Source organism: Aliirhizobium wenxiniae (genome assembly GCF_014201355.1).
Lineage (GTDB): Bacteria > Pseudomonadota > Alphaproteobacteria > Rhizobiales > Rhizobiaceae > Neorhizobium > Neorhizobium wenxiniae.
Genome location: NZ_JACHEG010000004.1, coordinates 351,694 through 370,638 on the forward strand (window position 1 = coordinate 351,694; position 18,945 = coordinate 370,638).

Sequence of the window (18,945 nt, forward strand, 5' to 3'; positions counted from 1 at the left end):
CCGCGAGATGAACAGCAAACGGTGCGACATGCACCCCAGAGGGAGGAAATGACATGAAAACCTCGCATCTATTTGGAGCCGTTCTGGGCTCTGTCATAGCATTCGGTGCCGGCATTGCGCCGGTTCATGCCGCATCGACGGATATCAAGATCGTTCTGCCGGAAGAAGCCGACCTGCTCGAGCCTTGCATGGCGACCCGCTCCAATATCGGTCGCGTCATCATGGAAAACGTCAGCGAAACGCTGACCGAGCTCGACGTGCGCACCAAGCAGGGCGTCATGCCGCGCTTGGCTGAAAAATGGGAACAGACCGGCGATGGCGCCTGGCGTTTCCATCTGCGTCAGGGCGTAAAGTTCTCCGACGGCAAGGCTTTTGGCGCCAAGGATGTCAAATACAGCTTCGACCGCATTTTCAGCGACAAGAATGTCTGCGAATCCCGCCGCTATTTCGGTGGCATGAAGTTTGATGTGAAGGTCGTCGACGACAACACGATCGATTTTAAGGTTGATCCAGTTCAGCCGATCCTGCCGCTGCTCCTGTCACTCGTCACCATCGTTCCGGAAGGCACACCGCTGGAATTCGTTCGCGAGCCGGTTGGTACCGGTCCTTACAAGCTGTCCAACTGGACGCCGGGCCAGCAGATCGTGCTTGATGCGCGTGACGATTACTGGGGTAAAAAGCCCGCCGTCACCAAGGCAACCTACGTCTTCCGCGCCGACCCTGCCGTCCGCGCCGCCATGGTTCAGGCTGGTGAAGCCGATCTCGCGCCTTCGATCTCGCAGGTCGAAGCCACGAACGAAAAGACAGACTTCTCCTATCTCGACAGCGAAACCGTCTATCTGCGTATCGACGGAAACATCGCGCCGCTTAACGATGTCCGTGTTCGCAAGGCGCTCAATCTGGCGATCGACCGTCAGGCCTTCCTTGGGACACTCGTGCCGCAGGATGCTGTTCTGGCAACAGCCCTTGTGCCGCCGACCACGCTCGGCTGGAATCCGGATGTGAAGGTTTTCCCCTATGATCCAGATCAGGCCAAGAAGCTGCTTGAGGAAGCCAAGGCTGCCGGCGTTCCGGTCGACACCCCGATCACAGTCGTTGCACGTACTGCGAATTTCCCCAACGTGACGGAAATCATGGAAGCCGTGCAGGCGCAATTGCAGGAGGTTGGCTTCAAGATCGACCTGAAGTTTGTCGAAGTTGCCGAACATGAGGTCTATTACTCGAAACCGTTCAAGGACGGTCGCGGACCCATCATTGTCGCTGCCATGCACGACAACTCCAAGGGTGACCCGTCCTTCACCATGTTCTTCAAATACGACTCGAAGGGTACCCAGTCCGGCTACGCAGACCCCAAGGTCGATGATCTCATCGCCCGCGCTTCGGCTGCCACCGGTGATGAGCGTGCAAAACTGTGGTCGCAGCTGATCGCCTATGTCCACGACGATCTTGTCGCCGACGTTCTGCTCTTCCACATGGTCGGTTACTCTCGCGTGTCCGAACGCCTGGACTTCAAGCCCAGTATTGCCACCAACGGGATGCTGCAGCTCTCCGAAATCGGCTTCAAGAACTAACTACCGCCAGGCGATTTGATCGCCCTATCGAAGCGAAGTGGACGGCGAGGCGTTCGCCGTCCATTCCAGCAAGATCGAGGTCCCAATGCTTAGATTCATCCGCAAACGCGCCCTCGCCAGCCTTATCTCGCTGATCGGGCTGCTGGTCATGGTGTTCTTTTTATCCCGCCTGACCGGCGATCCGGCATCGCTCTTTCTTCCCGTCGAAGCATCGGCCGAAATGAAGGCCGAATTCCGTGCCCTGCATGGGCTGGACCAGCCGCTTCTAGTGCAGTTTGGCCAATACGTCGGCAATGTCGTCACCGGTGATCTGGGGGAGAGCCTGCGCAAGGCCCGTCCCGCACTTGATGTCGTGCTTGAGGCCTTCACATGGACGCTATGGCTTGCGGTCATTACCATGACGCTGGTCACAGTCTGCGCCATTGTCGTCGGTTCGCTTGCAGCCTTCCGTACCGGTGGCTTTTTCGACCGCTTTTCCTCGATGCTGTCGTTGATCGGCGCCTCTGTGCCGGATTTCTGGCTGGCGATTGTCGCCATCGTTATCTTCGCCATCCAGCTTTCCTGGCTGCCGACCTCCGGTACCGGTACGCTCACCCATTGGATCCTGCCAATCTGCGTACTGTTCGTGCGTCCCTTCGGCATCATCGTTCAGGTGGTGCGCGGCTCGATGATCTCGGCGCTCTCTTCCGCTTATGTGAAGACTGCACGCGCCAAAGGCGTCAAATCCGGCCCGATCATCTTCGTTCATGCACTGCGCAACGCCATGTTGCCGGTCATCACCGTCATCGGCGATCAGGCGGCTAGCCTCCTGAACGGCGCTGTCGTCATCGAGACGATCTTCGGGTTCCCCGGCGTCGGCAAGCTGATGATCGACAGTATTCTCCAGCGTGACTTCAACGTCGTGCTGGCGGCGATCCTCGTCACCGCTTTCGCCATCTTCCTCATGAACCTCGTGATCGATCTCGCTTACGCGCTTCTCGATCCGCGCATCCGCTACTGAGGATCGACATGACCATGGCCATTCAATCGACCCACACCCCAAAAGAAACAGTCGCGGAAGAACCAAGCGCCATTGTGCGCATGGCGCGTATGCTCTGGGCAGACAAGTTCGCCCTCTGTGCCGCAATCTTCCTCGTCTTCGTCATCGTCATGGCGATCATCGGACCGACATGGCTCGATGAGCTTGCTACCAAACAAAACCTGCGTGGCCGTAACCTTGCGCCATTCATGTTCGACCGCGAATGGTATATGTGGCTCGGCGCTGATGCGCTTGGTCGCCCGCTCTGGCCGCGCATCATCGTTGCCACCCAGAACACCATGATGGTTGCTGCCGGTGCCGTTGTCATCTCGGCGATCATCGGTACGCTGCTCGGCCTTATAGCCGGTTTTGCGTCGGAACGCGTCAGCCAGGTCATCATGCGTCTGGCAGATGTCATCATGTCCTTTCCATCGTTGCTGGTGGCCGTAATCGTGCTCTACATCCTCGGTTCGTCCATCCTCAACCTCATGCTGGTCCTCGCGATCACCCGCATTCCTGTCTATCTGCGCACCACCCGAGCGGAAGTTCTGGAAATTCGCCAGCGTATGTTTGTGCAGGCCGCGCGGGTCATGGGGGCATCGTCCAAGCGTATCCTCTTCCGCCATATCCTGCCGGTCGTCATCCCTACGCTGACGACGTTGATGACGCTCGATTTTGCCTATGTCATGCTTGCGGAAAGCGCGCTGTCCTTCCTCGGCATCGGTATCCAGCCGCCGGAAATCACCTGGGGCCTGATGATCTCGCAAGGCCGCCAGTACCTCACCAATGCATGGTGGCTGTCCTTCTGGCCGGGCCTGGCGATCATTCTTACCACGCTCTCGCTCAACCTTCTGTCCAACTGGCTGCGTATCGCGCTCGACCCCGTGCAGCGCTGGCGCCTGGAAATGAAAGGACCGAAACATGGCTGATCATCTGCTCGAAGTCCGCAACCTATCGGTCGACTTCCATACCGCATCAGGTGTCGTGCACGCCGTGCGCAACATCTCCTACCATCTCGACCGTGGCGAAACCCTCGCCATCCTCGGTGAGAGTGGCTCCGGCAAATCTGTGTCGTCCTCCGCGATCATGAATCTGATCGACATGCCGCCGGGCAAGATCACGTCCGGGGAAATCCTGCTCGACGGCAAGGATCTCTTCAAGATGAATGCCGAGCAGCGCCGTGAAGTAAACGGCCGCCGTATCGCCATGATCTTTCAGGACCCGCTCAGCCACCTGAACCCGGTCTATACGGTCGGCTGGCAGATGCGCGAGGCGCTCAAAACTCACGGCATCAGTTCAACGCAGGCTCAAAACGAGGCCTTGCGCCTATTCAAGCGAGTAGCGTTGCCCGATCCAGAACGCGCGCTCGACAAATATCCGCACGAGTTTTCCGGCGGCCAGCGCCAGCGTGTCATGATCGCCATGGCGCTTGCCCTCAAACCCGACCTCTTGATCGCGGATGAACCGACCACGGCTCTCGACGTGACGGTGCAGGCGGAAGTGCTGGCGCTTCTGAAGGAACTGCAACGCGAAACCGGTATGGGCGTTCTGATCATCACCCACGATCTCGGCGTTGTGTCGGAAGTCGCTGACCGCGTCGTCGTCATGGAAAAGGGCCAGCTGGTCGAAAGCGGCACCGTGCGTGAGGTCTATCACAACCCGCAGCACGCCTATACGAAAAAGCTGATCTCGGCCGCTCCCGGAAAAGGCGAGATGCACGAGCCTGAAGCCTCCGGCGATGCTATCCTCAGCGTGAAGGATGCGAGAAAGTTCTATGGCGGCTTCGAAGCGCTTAAGGGCGTGTCCTTCGACTTGAAGGCCGGCGAGACCGTCGCTGTAGTCGGCGAAAGCGGCTCGGGCAAATCCACGCTCGCTCGCATCCTTCTGCGTCTCGAAGAGGCCGATGGCGGCACCGCCAAGTGGAAGGGCAAGGACCTTTTCACCATGTCGCCGGGTGACCTGTTCAAGCTGCGCCGCGACTTGCAGATGGTGTTTCAGGACCCTACCCAGTCGCTCAACCCGCGCATGACGGTCTACCAGCTGATTTCCGAGGCCTGGGTCATCCACCCGGAAATCCTGCCCAAGGCAAAGTGGCGCGAACGTGTCGCCGAACTGCTGGGCCAGGTCGGCCTTTCCGCTGAACATATGGGCCGTTATCCGCACCAGTTCTCCGGCGGCCAGCGCCAGCGTATCGCCATTGCCCGGGCGCTTGCGCTTGAACCGCAGCTGATCGTTTGCGACGAGGCTGTCTCGGCACTCGACGTCTCGGTCCAAGCGCAGGTGATCACGCTTCTCGACAAGCTGCGCAAGGAAATGGGCATCGCCTTCATCTTCATCGCCCACGACCTTCCGTTGGTGCGGGACTTCGCCGATTACGTGATGGTCATGCAGAAGGGTGAAGTGGTCGAATTCGGCACCGTCGCCCAGGTCTTCGACAACCCGCAAAAGCCTTACACGCAGGCCCTTCTCGCCGCCAGCCTCGATCCCGACCCAGACGTACAGGCCGCCAATCGCAACGCCCGTCTGGCGACAGCATCCTGATTTGATTGATACCGGAGTAGAATGATGACCAAGAAAGCTTTTGTCGCGATCGTGACATGCTTCAACGACGATGAAACCATCAACTACGAAGCGACGCGCGCACAGGTGCGCCGTCAGGTGGCGGCCGGCAACAACATCATGTGCGCCGGCACTAATGGCGATTTTTCCGCGCTGACCCACGGCGAGAAGATCAAGCTTCTCGAGGAAGTTGTCGATGAGGTCGGCGGCAAGGTCGATGTCATCGTCAATGCTGGCATGCCCGCCACCTTCGAAACACTGCAGCTCGCCAAAGAATTCGACCGCATCGGCGTCACCGGCATTGCCGTTATCACACCCTTCTTCATAGCCTGCACGCAGGACGGCCTGATCCGCCATTTTTCCACTGTTGCCGATGCCGTCAACACGCCGATCTATCTCTACGACATCCCGGCCCGCACGCAGAACCACATCGAGCCGGAGACCGCCCGCAAGCTGGCCGCCCACGGCAACATCGCCGGCATCAAGGATAGTGGTGGCGCGCAGGAAACGCTTGCGGCCTATCTGCAGGTTTCCAAGGAAGTCGAAGGTTTTGAAGTCTATTCGGGCCCGGATCATCTCGTCCTGTGGTCGCTGCAGAACGGCGCCGCCGGTTGCATTTCCGGCCTCGGCAATGCCATGCCGGACGTACTCGCCGGCATCGTCGGCGGCTTCAACTCGGGTAATATCGAGGAAGCCCAGCGCCAACAGGACATTTACACCGCCTTCCGCACCGACCTCTACGCCCACGGTTTTCCGCCCGCCATGGTCAAGCGCGCGCTCTATCTGCAGGACGCTTCGGTCGGCGCCAGCCGTCAGCCGGCACTTCTCCCCAATCAGGAGCAGGACGCCAAGATCGGCGAGACACTGAAGAAGTTTGGCTTGCTCTAAGGGGAGGACGTCGCCCGGTCGGGCGGCATGGCCGGTTGCCGCAACTGCTTGAGGAAACCGGCTGGGAAATCATCCGTTGCACCGGTACAGCGCTACCAGATGGCGGCCTGTCTCGGCCTACGGGAAATCGATTTCCTTGCTGTCTGGCGGGTGTCGGTAAACGAGGCGACGTTTATATGCCAGCATTATGGGTTCATCGCTGTCGCATACCGAACGTCTTGGCCTTGAGCTTCCGAAACCTTTGTAACAACGGCATATCGGCACAGTAGGGTGATACCCGACGCGCCAAGTCAAAACCTGAACAATTCGGAGATGATAAATGAACGATAGTCCGTTGACGGGCTTCGATGTTCAGGCGCTCGCCGACAGCTTGTATGGGTTACGCGAAGCGTGCCGATCGCAAGCGACCGCGGAATTTTCTTTGCCTCAGAACCTGGCGACCGCGATGCAGGCCCAGCAGACGCTTGCCGCAAAAGAAGGCGTGCCGGGTAACGCCTGGAAGGTGGCGATGTCCCCTGATAAACATGCTGTCGTGGCGCCGCTGCACCCTTACGTGGAAACATCACGCGATGCAGAATTGCCTTATCTTCCGGGCATGAAGTTCGAGGTGGAGATCGCCGTTCGCCTCGGCCGATCCCTTCCGATCAAAAGCGATCTCTATTCCCGCGAAGAGATCTATGATGCGGTTTCAGAGGCTTATCTCGGAGCGGAACTATTGTCGTCTGCCATAAAGGAGGGCGGAACGTTGTCTTTCCCGCTTTTCGTGGCAGATCGCATAGGAAATCGCGGATACGTGCTAGGCCCGGCTGTCCCTAAAACTCTCATTGATACGGTGGGTGAGGCTGAACTAATCGTCACTCAGGGCGGCAATCCGATCTATAAGGGGCCGGCGAAGCACCCGGTTGGCGATGTTCTTGCGTGGCTGGTCGCCTATGCCAACGACAGTGCCCGCCCCAAAAACTCGCTGGAGGCCGGTGCGATTATCACGACCGGTGCTCTTTCCGGCGCAATGCTTTTGCCGGGATCCGGCAAAGTCGAAGTTCTGCTATCCAAGGCGTATGCATTAAACGTAGTGCTCATGGCATAAACTCTCCGACTGTTCGCCGCTGCCGTGCTCTGCTGCCGTGTTACGACCTCTAATTTCCGGCCATGCAGGCTGCAACAATGTCCAAGGCACAAAGGCTTCCTCGTTCGGCCTTCGCTAAACTCCCGATCACCAAGGAGATTATCAGCAGGAGCGCTGCCTTCCATAGAACCGGCAGCCTCCCGATCAGGAGGAAAAGAACGAGATGGCATTTCGACTGTGTTTCCCAAAAATCAACATCAGCGGTGCCGGCAGTCTGGCCGAAGTTCCCGGTGAGCTTGCCGCTCGCGGCTTGAAGCGGCCGGTCATCATCACCGACGCGACGCTGGTGAAGTTCGGACTTGTCGCACCGCTTCTGGAAGGCTTGAAAGCCAAGGGTATCGAGGCTTTCGTTTATGATGGCGTCGTTCCCAACCCGACCGTTCCGGTCGTCGAGGCCGCCTACAAGGTGTTTGTCGACAACAAGTGTGATGCGATCATCGGTGTCGGCGGCGGCAGCCCGATCGACACGGCCAAGGCCGTACGCATTCTCTCGGCCAATCCAGGCCCGATCACGCTTTATGAAGGTGTCGGCAAGGTCGCCAAGGCGGGTGCATTCCTGGCCGCCGTCAACACGACTGCGGGAACTGCCGCCGAAGTCACCTCCAACGCGGTCATCACCGATCCGGTCGCTCAGGTGAAGATGGTCATCATCGACGCCAACATCATTCCGGATATTTCGGTCAACGATTCCGCCATGATGACCGGCATCCCGGCTGCCACGACGGCCGCAACCGGCATGGATGCTTTGACCCACGCAATCGAAGCCTATGTCGCCAAGGGCGCGCATGTGCTCACCGACTACGCTGCGCTCGAAGCGATCCGTCTTATCTCGGCCTATCTGCCGCGCGCAGTCAAGGATGGCAAGGATCTGGAGGCACGCGAGATGATGGCCTATGGCCAGTTCATTGCTGGCCTTGCCTTCAACAGCGCCGGTCTCGGTCTCGTTCATGCCATGGCGCACCAGCCGGGCGCAGTGAAGGATCTTCCGCATGGCGTCTGCAACGCAATCCTGATGCCGCTGGTCGAGGAGTTCAACCGCCCCTACGCAGTCGAACGTTTTGCGCGTATCGCCGAGGCAATGGGTGTCGATATCAAAGGCTTGAGCACCGAGGATGCATCCAAGGCCGCGATCAAGGCAATCCGTGATCTGTCTGCAACGGTCGGCATTCCCAGCGGCTTTGCAGAACTTGGTGTGACCGAGGATGACTTCCCGCTCTGGGTCCAGAAGGCGCAGAAAGATCCTTGCGCACCGGGCAACCCGGTCGCGGCTACCGATGCGGACATCCTGGATCTCTACAAAAAGGCTCTGTGATTACTCGCGGAAGCTCGATTTGCGAATATACACGAAAGGCCCGCTCAAAAGGCGGGCCTTTCGGCCTTCCGGCCGCAACGCGGGCCGTACCATGTCCTTGTTCGGGATCAGGTGTGGATGTGGCGTGGCATGCGTCGATATTCGCTCGGCGCCATGCCGGTCATCTTGCTGAAACTGTAGGAAAAGTAGTTGCTGTCGTTGAAGCCGCAGGAAAAGGCGATGTCGGTGACGCTGTCATTTGTGGCGCGCAATGCCCGCATGGCCTTGCTCAGTCTGAGCTTGACGAGATAGTTGTGCGGCGTCGTGGCCGTCGCCTCGCGGAACAGTCGGCTGAAGCTGCGCGAGGAATATCCGAACCGCTGCGCGACACTTTCCAGGTCGATATCCTCGGTGCAATTGTGCCTGAGATAGTTGAGCACATGGCCAAGGCGTCCCGAGTTCGGCAGGCCGCGTGCGTCTGTGGCGAACTGCGAGCGCGACAGAATGATCGAGAGCTGGTTGAATAGCGCCTCCGACATTGCGTCCGAGAGCGGATCGGACCGGCGGGCCTCGTTTTCCAGCGCTTCGACCAGTGGCGTAACCTGCGCCAGCACATCCTCGGTAACCTGCCAGTGGCGCCTCGTGGCGTCCTTCCCATCCACCGAATGTTGCATGATATCGAGAAAATCATAGCGTTCAGACGCCCTGTCAGGGCGAAACAAGATGTTGGTCAGGTATAGGTCATCAACCTGCTCATAGGCGTGGTGGTCCTCCGCCTTGATGTAGAAAAGCTCGCCGCAGGTGATGAAGTGCGGTTCGTCATTCAACATGTGCCAGCCATTGCCGGACAAAACGATCATGACCTCGTGAAAGTCATGGTCATGCAGAGGAAACGGCGTTTGCGGAGAGCGTTGCTCCACGATGACCGTTTGAGCGTCTGAGCGGAAAAATTCCTTGGCCAAAAGCTTCATCGAATCAAAACTTCATAATCGCGCACGACGTAAAAGATAGCCCATTCGAAGGCGTCGATCCGGATCTGCATCAATGCGGCGCTGCGACTTAATAATGCAGCCACACAGCTTACCGAGAAAGCCCGGCGACATCTTCGAATAATGACACGTATCAGCAAATCTCATGTCTGCTTCTTCAAGGCGCGATGCCCATCAACAGGGCTAAGGTGCTGAAAACGAACAAGAGAACAAGCATGAAAGTGCCTGAGAAAATCGTTGCCGTCGATATCGGTGCCAGCAGTGGCCGTGTCATCCTGAGCGAGGTGAGGGATGGCATTTTGTCGCTCACGGAAATCCATCGGTTCGAAAACAACCTGCGTGGCGACGATGTCTTTGCGCATCAATGCTGGGATCTCGATTTCCTCGAAGCCGAAATGCGTAAGGGGCTGGCGATTGCCCTGGAAAAGGGAGGCCTGGCGAGCGTTGGGGTCGACACCTGGGGCGTGGATTACGTCTTGCTGGACGACAATCTGGAGCGTATCGGCCCTGCCGTTTCCTATCGCGATCATCGCACCGACGGCATGATGGACACGGTCTTTTCACAGATTTCCCGTGCGGAAATATACCGTCGCACTGGCATCCAGTTCCTGCAGTTCAACACGCTATACCAGTTGGCGGCGACCGTTCGCCAGCATCCCGAATGGCTGGCCCGTGCCCGCCACTTCCTGATGATCCCGGACTATCTGCATTTTCGCCTCTGCGGCGTGCTTTCCAACGAATATACCAACGCGACGACGACGCAGCTCTTCAATCTGCATGAGAACGATTGGGACGCGGATCTACTCAAGCTCGCCGGATTGCCCAAGACAATGATGATGCATCCGGTCGAGGCGGGCACCATCATCGGCGAGATGCCGGCCTCGCAGAGCGAGACAGCCATCAAGGTCGTTGCCCCGGCCACCCATGATACGGGGTCCGCGGTTGCGGCGGCACCGCTAGAAACCGAGGATGAGGCTTTCATCAGTTCGGGCACATGGTCGCTGATGGGGATCGAGAGCAAGACACCATTTGCCGGTGCCGAGGCCCTGGCCGCAAATGTCTCGAACGAAGGCGGTGTCGAGCGACGTTACCGCATCCTCAAGAACATCATGGGCTTCTGGCTGATCCAGCGGGTTCGCAAGGAATTGGGATCTCTGGATCACGGCGGGCTCGTGACGGAAGCGCGTGACGGCACGTCCTGGCGAAGCCTGATCAATCCTCAGGACGCGCGTTTCCTCAACCCGGACAACATGACGGCGGAAATCCGGGCATTTTGCCGGGAGACGGGACAACCCGTACCGGAGAGCGCCGGCGCCTTGTCACGCTGTATTTTCGACAGTCTGGCCCTTTCCTATCGGCAAGTGAAGGAGGAGCTGGAAACTCTGCGCGGGCGGCCGGTCGACCGTATCCGTATCGTCGGTGGCGGTAGCCAGAACGACCTCGTCAACCAACTTTGCGCCGATGCTTGCGGCGTTCCGGTAACGGCCGGTCCGATCGAGACGACGGCGCTCGGAAATGTCTGCGTGCAGATGATCGCCCTCGGCCAGCTTTCCAACCTCGATGAAGCGCGCGCACTCGTGCGCCGTTCATTCCCTCTAACCGAATATCTTCCCCGCCAGCGTGTACCCCAATCCGTCTGGGATCGTTTCCAGTCGTTTAGCGCGCTGCCTGCTCTAGAAGGACAAGATTGATGAGCCAATCACAGAAAGTCGAAGCCGCCTATACCATGGCGCGTGATGTCTTCGCCGCGACCGGTATCGATACCGAGGCGGCTCTCAACCGCCTCGACAGCATTCCGATCTCGATGCATTGCTGGCAGGGCGATGACGTTCGCGGCTTTGAAAACCCGGCGGGCGAACTTACCGGCGGTATTCAGGTCAGCGGCAACTATCCCGGTCGCGCAAGCACTCCGGGCGAATTGCGCGCCGATCTCGATTTCGCCATGGCACAGATCCCGGGCCAGAAGCGGCTCAATCTTCACGCCATCTATCTCGAAACCGACAAGCCGGTCTCGCGTGACGCGATCGAACCCCACCATTTCCAGAACTGGGTCGAATGGGCCAAAAAAGCCGGCATTGGCCTGGATTTCAACCCGACCTGCTTTTCGCATCGCTTGAGCGAAGATGGGCTGACGCTCAGCCATCCCGACAAGGCGGTGCGCGATTTCTGGATCGCCCATTGCCAGGCTAGCCGCAAGGTCAGCGAATATTTCGGCAAGCAGCTCGGCACGCCATCGGTGATGAACATCTGGGTGCCGGATGGCATGAAAGATTTGCCTGCCGACCGGTTTGCACCGCGTGAGCGTCTCGCTCAGTCGCTGGATGCGATCATTGCCGAAAAGATCTCGCGCGAGTTCCACAAGGATGCCGTCGAGAGCAAGCTTTTCGGTATCGGAGCCGAAAGCTACACGGTCGGCTCCAGCGAGTTCTGCATGGGTTATGCCACGAGCCGCAAAACGCTGCTTTGCCTCGATGCCGGTCATTTTCACCCGACCGAAGTCATCTCCGACAAGCTATCGTCGGTGCTGCAATTCGTCGATGAAGTTCTGCTCCACGTCTCCCGCCCGGTCCGCTGGGACAGCGACCACGTCGTGCTGTTTGATGATGAACTGCAGGCAATCGCCAACGAATTGATCCGGGGCGACGTGCTTGGCAAGGTCAATATCGGCCTCGACTTCTTCGATGCCAGCATCAACCGCGTGGCGGCCTGGGTGATCGGCACGCGCAATACCCGCAAGGCGCTTCTGCGCGCTCTGCTTGAGCCGGCTTCCAGGCTGAAACAGGCGGAAAGCGAACGGGATTTCACGACACGATTGGCGATGATGGAAGAAGCCAAATCAATGCCGTGGTCTGCGGTTTGGGATTTCTATTGCCTCAGCAGAAACGTGCCGGTCGGCATCGCCTGGCTGGACGAGGTTAAAAATTATGAACGCAACGTGCTGAGCAAACGAAAGGCCGCATGATCATGACACTGCATACTGCAAATTCTTGGTTCGTAACCGCCATGGTCAAGGCGACCTCGGACATGTGGCTGAAGGGGTGGGACGAGCGCAACGGCGGCAATGTCAGCCTGCGCCTGCTGCCGGAAGACGTTGCTCCCTATCTGGCGCAGTGGCCTGCAAACCGTAGCGCTCCGATCAGCGATCCGCTGCCGGAACTGGCCGGCCAGTACTACATCGTTACCGGAACCGGAAAATATTTCCGCAACGTTCAGCTCGATCCTGCCGCCAATATGGGTGTTGTCCAGGTGGCAGCCGACGGGGCCTCGGTGAAAATCCTCTGGGGCTTCACCGATGGCGGCGCGCCGACATCCGAGCTTGCCTCTCATCTGAAGTCTCACGGCGTGCGCCAGAAGGTAAGTAATGGCCGCGATCGCGTCATCATGCACTGCCACGCCACCAATCTCCTGGCGCTGACTTACGTCCTTGATCTCGATCCGGCCAACGTGACCCGCGCCCTGTGGGAGAGCAGTACCGAATGCCTCGTCGTCTTCCCGCAGGGGGTTGGTACGATGGGCTGGCTGGTTCCCGGTACCGATACGATCGGCGATGCGACCGCCAAGGCGATGGCCAATCACACACTGGTCATGTGGCCCTTCCACGGTATCTTCGGCACAGGCGACACGCTTGATGAAGCCTTCGGCCTGATCGATACCGCCGAAAAGGCAGCCGAAGTTCTCGTCAAGGTCGTCTCCATGGGCGGTGCCCGCCAGACGATTACGACGGCCAACCTCATCGATCTCGCTGCGCGCTTCGGCGTCGAGCCGATGGCGGAAGCAATGGCGATCGAAAACTGGCGACTTGCCGGAAAATAAGGGAGTAAAGCCATGGTCGCAGTGGAAACGAAGATCCGGAAGGCATTCGTCATGCAGGTCTTTGCCGACAAGCATGAGGAATACAAGCGTCGCCATGACGAGATCTGGCCGAAGCTTGCCGAGACGCTGAAAGATCATGGCGCATCCTCTTACGCTATCTATCTCGACGAGGCGCGTAGCCTGCTTTTCGCCTCTGTCGAGATAGTGTCGGAAGAGCGCTGGGCGGCTGTCGCCGACACGGCGATCTGCAAGGAATGGTGGGCATTCATGACCGAAGTCATGCCCAGCAATCCCGATAACAGCCCGGTTTCGCAGGAGTTGAAGGAAGTCTTCTACCTGCCTTGATCAACCGAAATGTGCCGACGAGGACATGTCTGGCGACGATGAGCTGGAATCCGGAAATAAACGATGCGACGGGGTTGGATGAGCGATGTCACACATTTTCGTTGTGGCATCGCTGAACTGAAGACCGAGAATAACAAGATGCGGGCCAGCGGGAGCCGGGTTCGCGGGGGAGAGGTATGTCATGGGACCGGTGCCTAAGCCGCTTATTGCCGGAAACTGGAAAATGAATGGCATGCGCGGTAGCCTTGCGCAGATCAAGGAGATTGCGACCAGCAAGATGCTTGCTTCAGGCAAGTTCGATGCGCTGATTTGTGTACCAGCCACGTTACTGCATTCAGCGGCCTTAATGACGGCAGATACGCCGTTGAAAATTGGCGCGCAGGATTGCCATGATCGGGAAAACGGTGCCTACACCGGAGATATTTCCGCCGGCATGATTGCCGATAGTCTTGGCAGCCATGTCATCATCGGCCACTCCGAACGACGCACCAGATACCGGGAAGACGACGCCCTGGTGCGATCCAAGACAATTGCCGCATATAAGTCCGGATTGATTGCCGTCGTCTGCATTGGCGAAACGGAAGAGGAGAGATCGAGCGGCCGGACGCTCGACGTGCTTCGGTACCAACTTGCTGGATCATTGCCCGACGGCGCGACGGGAGAGAATACCGTTATTGCCTATGAGCCGGTTTGGGCGATTGGTACAGGTCGTACGGCCTCGATCGCAGATATTGCAGAAGCACACCGCTTTATCCGTTCCGAACTCTGCAAACGCTTCAATAGCGAGGGCGATTGTATGAGGATTTTGTACGGTGGGTCGGTAAAACCCTCGAATGCCGATGAAATTCTGCACGTCGAAAACGTGGATGGAGCGCTTGTCGGAGGTGCCAGCCTGACGGCCAATGACTTCCTGTCCATCTGCAGCGCCTATTGACGGTCCTCGCCGTCAACCAATCGGTTTTCGGGGCGCCCGTCGCTTCTATATGACGGGCGCCACCAAGTCCTCATGGCCAAGTCCTCAAGTGCGGATGCGCGCGGCCTCAGCTTACCGGGATCGAGTGAAGCCAGCCGTGGCTGTCGGCAAGTGCCTGGGTCTGGATACCGACCAGCTTGTCTCTTAACAGAGTCGTGACCGCTCCCGTCTCGCCGGTGCCGATGGTGAGCGAGCCGCTGCGATGCTTCAACTCTCCGATACCGGCAACGACAGCCGCCGTACCACAGGCGAAGGCTTCGACCAGGCGGCCGGAGGCGGCATCCGCCTGCAGCTCGTCAAAGGCATAGGGGCGTTCCTGCACCGCGATATTGTTGTCCTTCGCAAGCGTCAGGATAGAGTTGCGGGTAATGCCTGGCAGGATCGTGCCAAGCGGAGGTGTAACCATCGATCCGTCGTTGAAGACGAAGAAGATGTTCATGCCACCGAGTTCCTCGATCCATTTGCGCTCGGCGGCATCAAGGAACAGGACCTGGTCGCAGCCGTGCTTGCCGGCTTCGGCCTGGGCAATCAGGCTTGCCGCATAGTTGCCGCCGCATTTGGCAGCGCCCGTGCCGCCAACGGCCGCACGGGTGTAGTCTTCGGAAACCCAGATCTTCACCGGCTTGGCGCCGCCCTTGAAATAGGGACCGACCGGCGAGGCGATGACACAGAAGATATATTCCTTCGATGGCCGGACGCCGAGGAAGGACTCGTTGGCAAACATGAACGGACGAAGATAGAGGCTACCGCCATTGCCTTCCGGCACCCATTTCCTGTCTACGGCGACCAGCTTCTCGATGGCGGCGAGAAAATCCTCTTCAGGCAATTCGGGCATGGCAAGCCGGCGCGCCGAGGCGTTGAAGCGTTTTGCGTTCTGATCCGGGCGGAACAGCACGACCTTGCCATCGGCAGCCCGGTAGGCCTTCATGCCTTCGAAGATTTCCTGCGCGTAGTGAAGCACGCTGCTGGCCGGATCGAGAGAGAAGGGTGCACGAGCGGTTACCTGCGCCGAATGCCAGCCCTTGTCGGCGCTCCAGTGAATGACGGCCATGTGATCGCTGAACAGCGTTCCGAAACCGAGGTTCTGGAAGGCGAGGGCGCGATCGGCCTCTGTCATCGGGTTGGCGTTTTGGATAATTTCAAATTCCAGCATGGGTCACCTAGAGGATATGGATCGGCCGCTCAAACGCGGCTTTGTCGGCGTTGTTGAATCATGGAGACTGCTTTTCGGCAAGCCCAAGCAGTCGCCTCGCTTGCTTTAGATGCGGTTTATCGATCATGCGGCCGGCGAAAGTGAGGACGCCCTGTCCAGGATTGGCGGAAAATGCATCCACAATCGCCTGCGCCTGCGTCAGTTCCTCGACTGTCGGGGTGAAGGCTGCGTTGATGACAGGCAACTGTTCAGGATGGATCGCCATCATGCCGGTAAAGCCGTCCCGTCTTGCGCGTCGGGCATAGGCGGCCAGGCCGTCCAGATCACGAAACGCCGGATAGACCGTTTCAATTGCCTCCACGCCGGCGGCATGCGCGCCGAATAGGGTGAGCGAGCGGAGCATCTCATAGGGTGGCGTATAACGCCCGTCTTCCTCGCGTGAACTGGTGGCGCCGATTGCGGCGGGAAGGTCTTCCGCGCCCCAGGTGAGACCAAGGATCAGATGCCGGACGCTGCGATAGCTGCCGAGCTCGAAAACCGCCGCCGGCGTTTCCGTAGCAATCGGCAGGACGGGAATGCCCGGCGCGCGCACCGCCAGCGCCTCGACGCTTGCTCCACCCTCGGCTTTCGGCAGGATGAACGCATCGGGTGCTGCATCCTTCAATGCGTCGAGATCATCATCCATAAGGCCGCTGTCGAGCGGGTTTATTCGCACGAAGAGTTTCCGGCCTCGCTTGGCGGAACGGAGAAACTCGGCAGTCATTTGCCTTGCCGTCGCCTTGCCCTCGAGCGCGACGGAATCTTCCAGATCGAGGATCACTGCATCGGTATCAAGCCCGAGCGCTTTTTCCATCCGGTCTGCCCGGTCACCGGGGACGAAGAGCAGGGAGCGCAATGTCATTGCGGCCTCCGGTGAAGAAGGGCGCTGCGCAGGCACTGGCAGACGATCTCGTTGCGCTGGTTGATGAGCTCATGGCGGAAGGTGACGATACCGGCCGTTGGTCGCGAGCGGCTTTCCTTCAGCTCGACCACTTCGGTCTCGGCCCGCATCGTGTCGCCGATAAAGACCGGTTTGGGCATGGTGAGCTTGTCGTAACCGAGATTGGCAACCAGTGTCCCGAGCGTCGTTTCTCCGACGGATAGCCCGATCATCAGCGCGAAGGTGAAAGTGCCGTTGACGATGATCTGGCCGAATTCGCTGGCTTTTGCCGCCTCGATATCGAGATGCAGCGGCTGCGGATTATGGGTCATGGCGGAAAAGAGGAGATTGTCGGTTTCCGTCACCGTGCGGCGGATTTCGTGGGCGATCCGGTCGCCTATGGTCCAGTCATCGAAATAGCGCCCGGCCATCATTCGTCTCCTTCGATGCGTACGAGCAGACTGCCTTCCGTAACCTGTGAGCCGGACACGACCTTGAGTTCCGTAACCGTGCCGTCGAAAGGTGCGCTCAGCGTCTGCTCCATCTTCATCGCCTCGATAACCACGAGTGGCTGGGCGCGGACGACCCGGTCACCCTTGCCGACAGATACGGCGATCACCGTTCCGGGCATGGGGGCGATGACCGCACCATCCGTCAGGTTGTGTCCGCTGACAGCATGATCGGCGCGGGGTAGGCCGAAGGACCAGGCCTCGCCATCGATGAAGACGACATCTCCAGGACCATTACCGCCTCTGCGTCGGGAATGGTCCAGGCTCACGAGATGGGGGAGGCCGTTTACTTCCACGCTCATCAACCGATAAGTCTCCGCATTCAAGCGGAAGCCAGTAAGTGCTGTCCACGGCTCTTGCGCTTCGCTCGGCAGGAGCGCTGCGGCGGCGGCCTGTAGCACAGGTTCGTCGGGATCGGCCGATGGAACAAGATCGGCCAGATGACGGGCAATGAAGCCGGTATCGACTGCTCCGGCTAGGAAGTCCGTATGTTTCAAGGTGCGTGCCAGAAAGGCGGCGTTGGTGCGAACGGGCCAGATTTCCACGCCCGCCATGGCATGGGCGAGTGTGCTTGCCGCCTGTCGGCGGCTTGAGGCATGGCTGATCAGCTTGGCGATCATCGGGTCGTAATGGGCGGTCACCTCGTCGCCCTGCTCTACGCCGCTATCGATGCGCACGCATGGCGGAAGATACAGATGGTCCAATGGGCCGGTGGAGGGCAGAAAACCGTTGGATGGGTTTTCGGCGTAAAGCCGCGCCTCCATCGCCCAGCCGTTGATGGAAATCTCGTCCTGCCTCTGCGGCAGAGGTTGGCCGGAAGCGACACGGATCTGCCATTCCACCAGATCCTGCCCGGTAATCGCCTCGGTTACTGGATGCTCCACCTGAAGCCGGGTGTTCATTTCCATGAACCAGATGCGGTCGGCACGCAGTCCCTCGGAGGCGTCGGCGATAAACTCCACGGTCCCAGCCCCTACGTAATCCACTGCCTTGGCAGCTTTGATCGCAGCGTCGCAGACGGCTTTGCGTGTTGCCGCGTCCATGCCCGGTGCGGGTGCTTCCTCGATCACTTTCTGGTGGCGTCGTTGCAATGAGCAGTCGCGCTCGAAAAGATGGACGACGTTACCAAACGTATCGCCAAAGACCTGAACCTCGATATGTCGGGGGGACAGGATGTATTTCTCGATCAGAACCCGGTCGTCGCCGAAGGAAGAGGCGGCCTCGCGCCGGCAGCTTTCGAGTGCTGCGAGAAAATCCGAAGCCGTATCGACCTTGCGCATGCCCTTGCCGCCGCCACCGGCCACGGCCTTGATCAGCACCGGATAACCGATCGCATCCGCTTCCCGCTGCAGTAGGGCAGGACCCTGGTTCTCCCCGAGGTAACCCGGCGTCACCGGCACATTTGCGTCGATCATCCGCTGTTTGGCGGCGTCCTTCAGCCCCATGGCACGAATGGCGGCGGGCGGAGCTCCCACCCAGATAAGCCCGGCGGCGATAACAGCTTCTGCGAATTCGGCATTTTCCGACAGAAACCCGTAACCGGGATGGATTGCCTGCGCGCCGGTCTGTCGCGCCGCCTCAAGGATACGGTCCTGACGCAGATAGCTGTCGCGTACCGGTGCAGGGCCGATGCGGACCGCTTCATCCGCCTCACGCACGAAGAGCATTGTGGCATCGGCGTCGGAGTAAACGGCGATGGTGCGGATGCCGAGGCGGCGTGCGGTGCGGATAATGCGGCGGGCGATTTCTCCGCGATTGGCGATCAGCAGGCTTTCAATCACCGGTCATCCT

17 protein-coding genes are annotated in these 18,945 nt (G+C 59.1%); 12 read left to right on the forward strand and 5 right to left on the reverse strand.

What is annotated here, in order from left to right; all coding sequences use genetic code 11:
* The first annotated feature begins 53 nt into the window (after nt 1-53).
* From HNQ72_RS19185 to HNQ72_RS19215, 7 genes are all read left to right on the forward strand, one after another.
* Complete coding sequence (locus HNQ72_RS19185) at nt 54-1,571, forward strand: ABC transporter substrate-binding protein (protein ID WP_183994294.1); 1,518 nt, start codon at nt 54-56, stop codon at nt 1,569-1,571.
* Between the two features lie 85 nt (nt 1,572-1,656).
* Complete coding sequence (locus tag HNQ72_RS19190; protein ID WP_183994296.1) at nt 1,657-2,571, forward strand: ABC transporter permease; 915 nt, start codon at nt 1,657-1,659, stop codon at nt 2,569-2,571.
* Nucleotides 2,572-2,585: 14 nt separating this feature from the next.
* Nucleotides 2,586-3,518, forward strand: a complete 933-nt coding sequence (locus HNQ72_RS19195) for an ABC transporter permease (protein ID WP_183994456.1) — start codon at nt 2,586-2,588, stop codon at nt 3,516-3,518.
* A complete protein-coding gene (locus HNQ72_RS19200; RefSeq protein WP_183994298.1) occupies nt 3,511-5,130 on the forward strand; it encodes an ABC transporter ATP-binding protein in 1,620 nt (539 codons plus the stop codon). Before HNQ72_RS19195 ends, HNQ72_RS19200 begins: the two co-directional genes overlap by 8 nt.
* Nucleotides 5,131-5,154: 24 nt before the next feature.
* Nucleotides 5,155-6,036: a dihydrodipicolinate synthase family protein gene (locus tag HNQ72_RS19205; RefSeq protein WP_183994300.1), complete on the forward strand. Its 882-nt coding sequence runs from the start codon at nt 5,155-5,157 to the stop codon at nt 6,034-6,036.
* 319 nt (nt 6,037-6,355) lie between these two features.
* A complete protein-coding gene (locus HNQ72_RS19210; RefSeq protein ID WP_183994302.1) occupies nt 6,356-7,123 on the forward strand; it encodes a fumarylacetoacetate hydrolase family protein in 768 nt (255 codons plus the stop codon).
* A 202-nt stretch (nt 7,124-7,325) separates the two neighbouring features.
* A complete protein-coding gene (locus HNQ72_RS19215) occupies nt 7,326-8,474 on the forward strand; it encodes an iron-containing alcohol dehydrogenase (RefSeq protein ID WP_183994304.1) in 1,149 nt (382 codons plus the stop codon).
* A 107-nt stretch (nt 8,475-8,581) separates the two neighbouring features.
* On the opposite strand, the gene HNQ72_RS19220 is transcribed toward HNQ72_RS19215, so the two are convergent.
* On the reverse strand, nt 8,582-9,424 hold the full coding sequence (locus HNQ72_RS19220; protein WP_183994306.1) for a helix-turn-helix domain-containing protein: 843 nt from the start codon (nt 9,422-9,424) through the stop codon (nt 8,582-8,584).
* A 233-nt stretch (nt 9,425-9,657) separates the two neighbouring features.
* On the opposite strand from HNQ72_RS19220, the gene rhaB reads away from it, so the two are divergent.
* The 5 genes from rhaB to tpiA all read left to right on the forward strand — a co-directional run bounded on the left by rhaB (nt 9,658) and on the right by tpiA (nt 14,534).
* Nucleotides 9,658-11,133, forward strand: a complete 1,476-nt coding sequence (gene rhaB / locus HNQ72_RS19225) for a rhamnulokinase (RefSeq protein ID WP_183994308.1) — start codon at nt 9,658-9,660, stop codon at nt 11,131-11,133.
* A complete protein-coding gene (locus HNQ72_RS19230; RefSeq protein ID WP_183994310.1) occupies nt 11,133-12,404 on the forward strand; it encodes an L-rhamnose isomerase in 1,272 nt (423 codons plus the stop codon). Before rhaB ends, HNQ72_RS19230 begins: the two co-directional genes overlap by 1 nt.
* On the forward strand, nt 12,401-13,255 hold the full coding sequence (rhaD, locus tag HNQ72_RS19235) for a rhamnulose-1-phosphate aldolase (protein WP_244654453.1): 855 nt from the start codon (nt 12,401-12,403) through the stop codon (nt 13,253-13,255). The genes HNQ72_RS19230 and rhaD overlap by 4 nt, the downstream gene beginning before the upstream one ends.
* Before the next feature lie 12 nt (nt 13,256-13,267).
* Nucleotides 13,268-13,600, forward strand: coding sequence for an L-rhamnose mutarotase (rhaM, locus tag HNQ72_RS19240; RefSeq protein WP_148144640.1), 333 nt, complete (start codon nt 13,268-13,270; stop codon nt 13,598-13,600).
* Nucleotides 13,601-13,781: 181 nt separating this feature from the next.
* A complete protein-coding gene (tpiA, locus tag HNQ72_RS19245) occupies nt 13,782-14,534 on the forward strand; it encodes a triose-phosphate isomerase (RefSeq protein WP_183994312.1) in 753 nt (250 codons plus the stop codon).
* Between the two features lie 106 nt (nt 14,535-14,640).
* Here the strand turns inward: tpiA and HNQ72_RS19250 are convergent, their stop codons facing one another.
* From HNQ72_RS19250 to HNQ72_RS19265, 4 genes are read right to left on the reverse strand one after another with little or no spacing between them, the layout of a single operon-like run.
* Nucleotides 14,641-15,726, reverse strand: a complete 1,086-nt coding sequence (locus HNQ72_RS19250) for a branched-chain amino acid aminotransferase (RefSeq protein WP_183994315.1) — start codon at nt 15,724-15,726, stop codon at nt 14,641-14,643.
* A gap of 58 nt (nt 15,727-15,784) precedes the next feature.
* The gene (locus tag HNQ72_RS19255; RefSeq protein ID WP_183994317.1) at nt 15,785-16,627 is read right to left on the reverse strand and encodes an HpcH/HpaI aldolase/citrate lyase family protein; all 843 of its coding nucleotides are present in this window, start codon (nt 16,625-16,627) and stop codon (nt 15,785-15,787) included.
* Nucleotides 16,624-17,076 (reverse strand): MaoC family dehydratase, encoded by a 453-nt coding sequence (locus HNQ72_RS19260; protein ID WP_183994319.1) that lies wholly within the window; start codon nt 17,074-17,076, stop codon nt 16,624-16,626. The genes HNQ72_RS19255 and HNQ72_RS19260 overlap by 4 nt, the downstream gene beginning before the upstream one ends.
* A complete protein-coding gene (locus HNQ72_RS19265; protein ID WP_183994321.1) occupies nt 17,076-18,935 on the reverse strand; it encodes an acetyl-CoA carboxylase biotin carboxylase subunit in 1,860 nt (619 codons plus the stop codon). Before HNQ72_RS19265 ends, HNQ72_RS19260 begins: the two co-directional genes overlap by 1 nt.
* Nucleotides 18,936-18,945 lie beyond the last annotated feature (10 nt).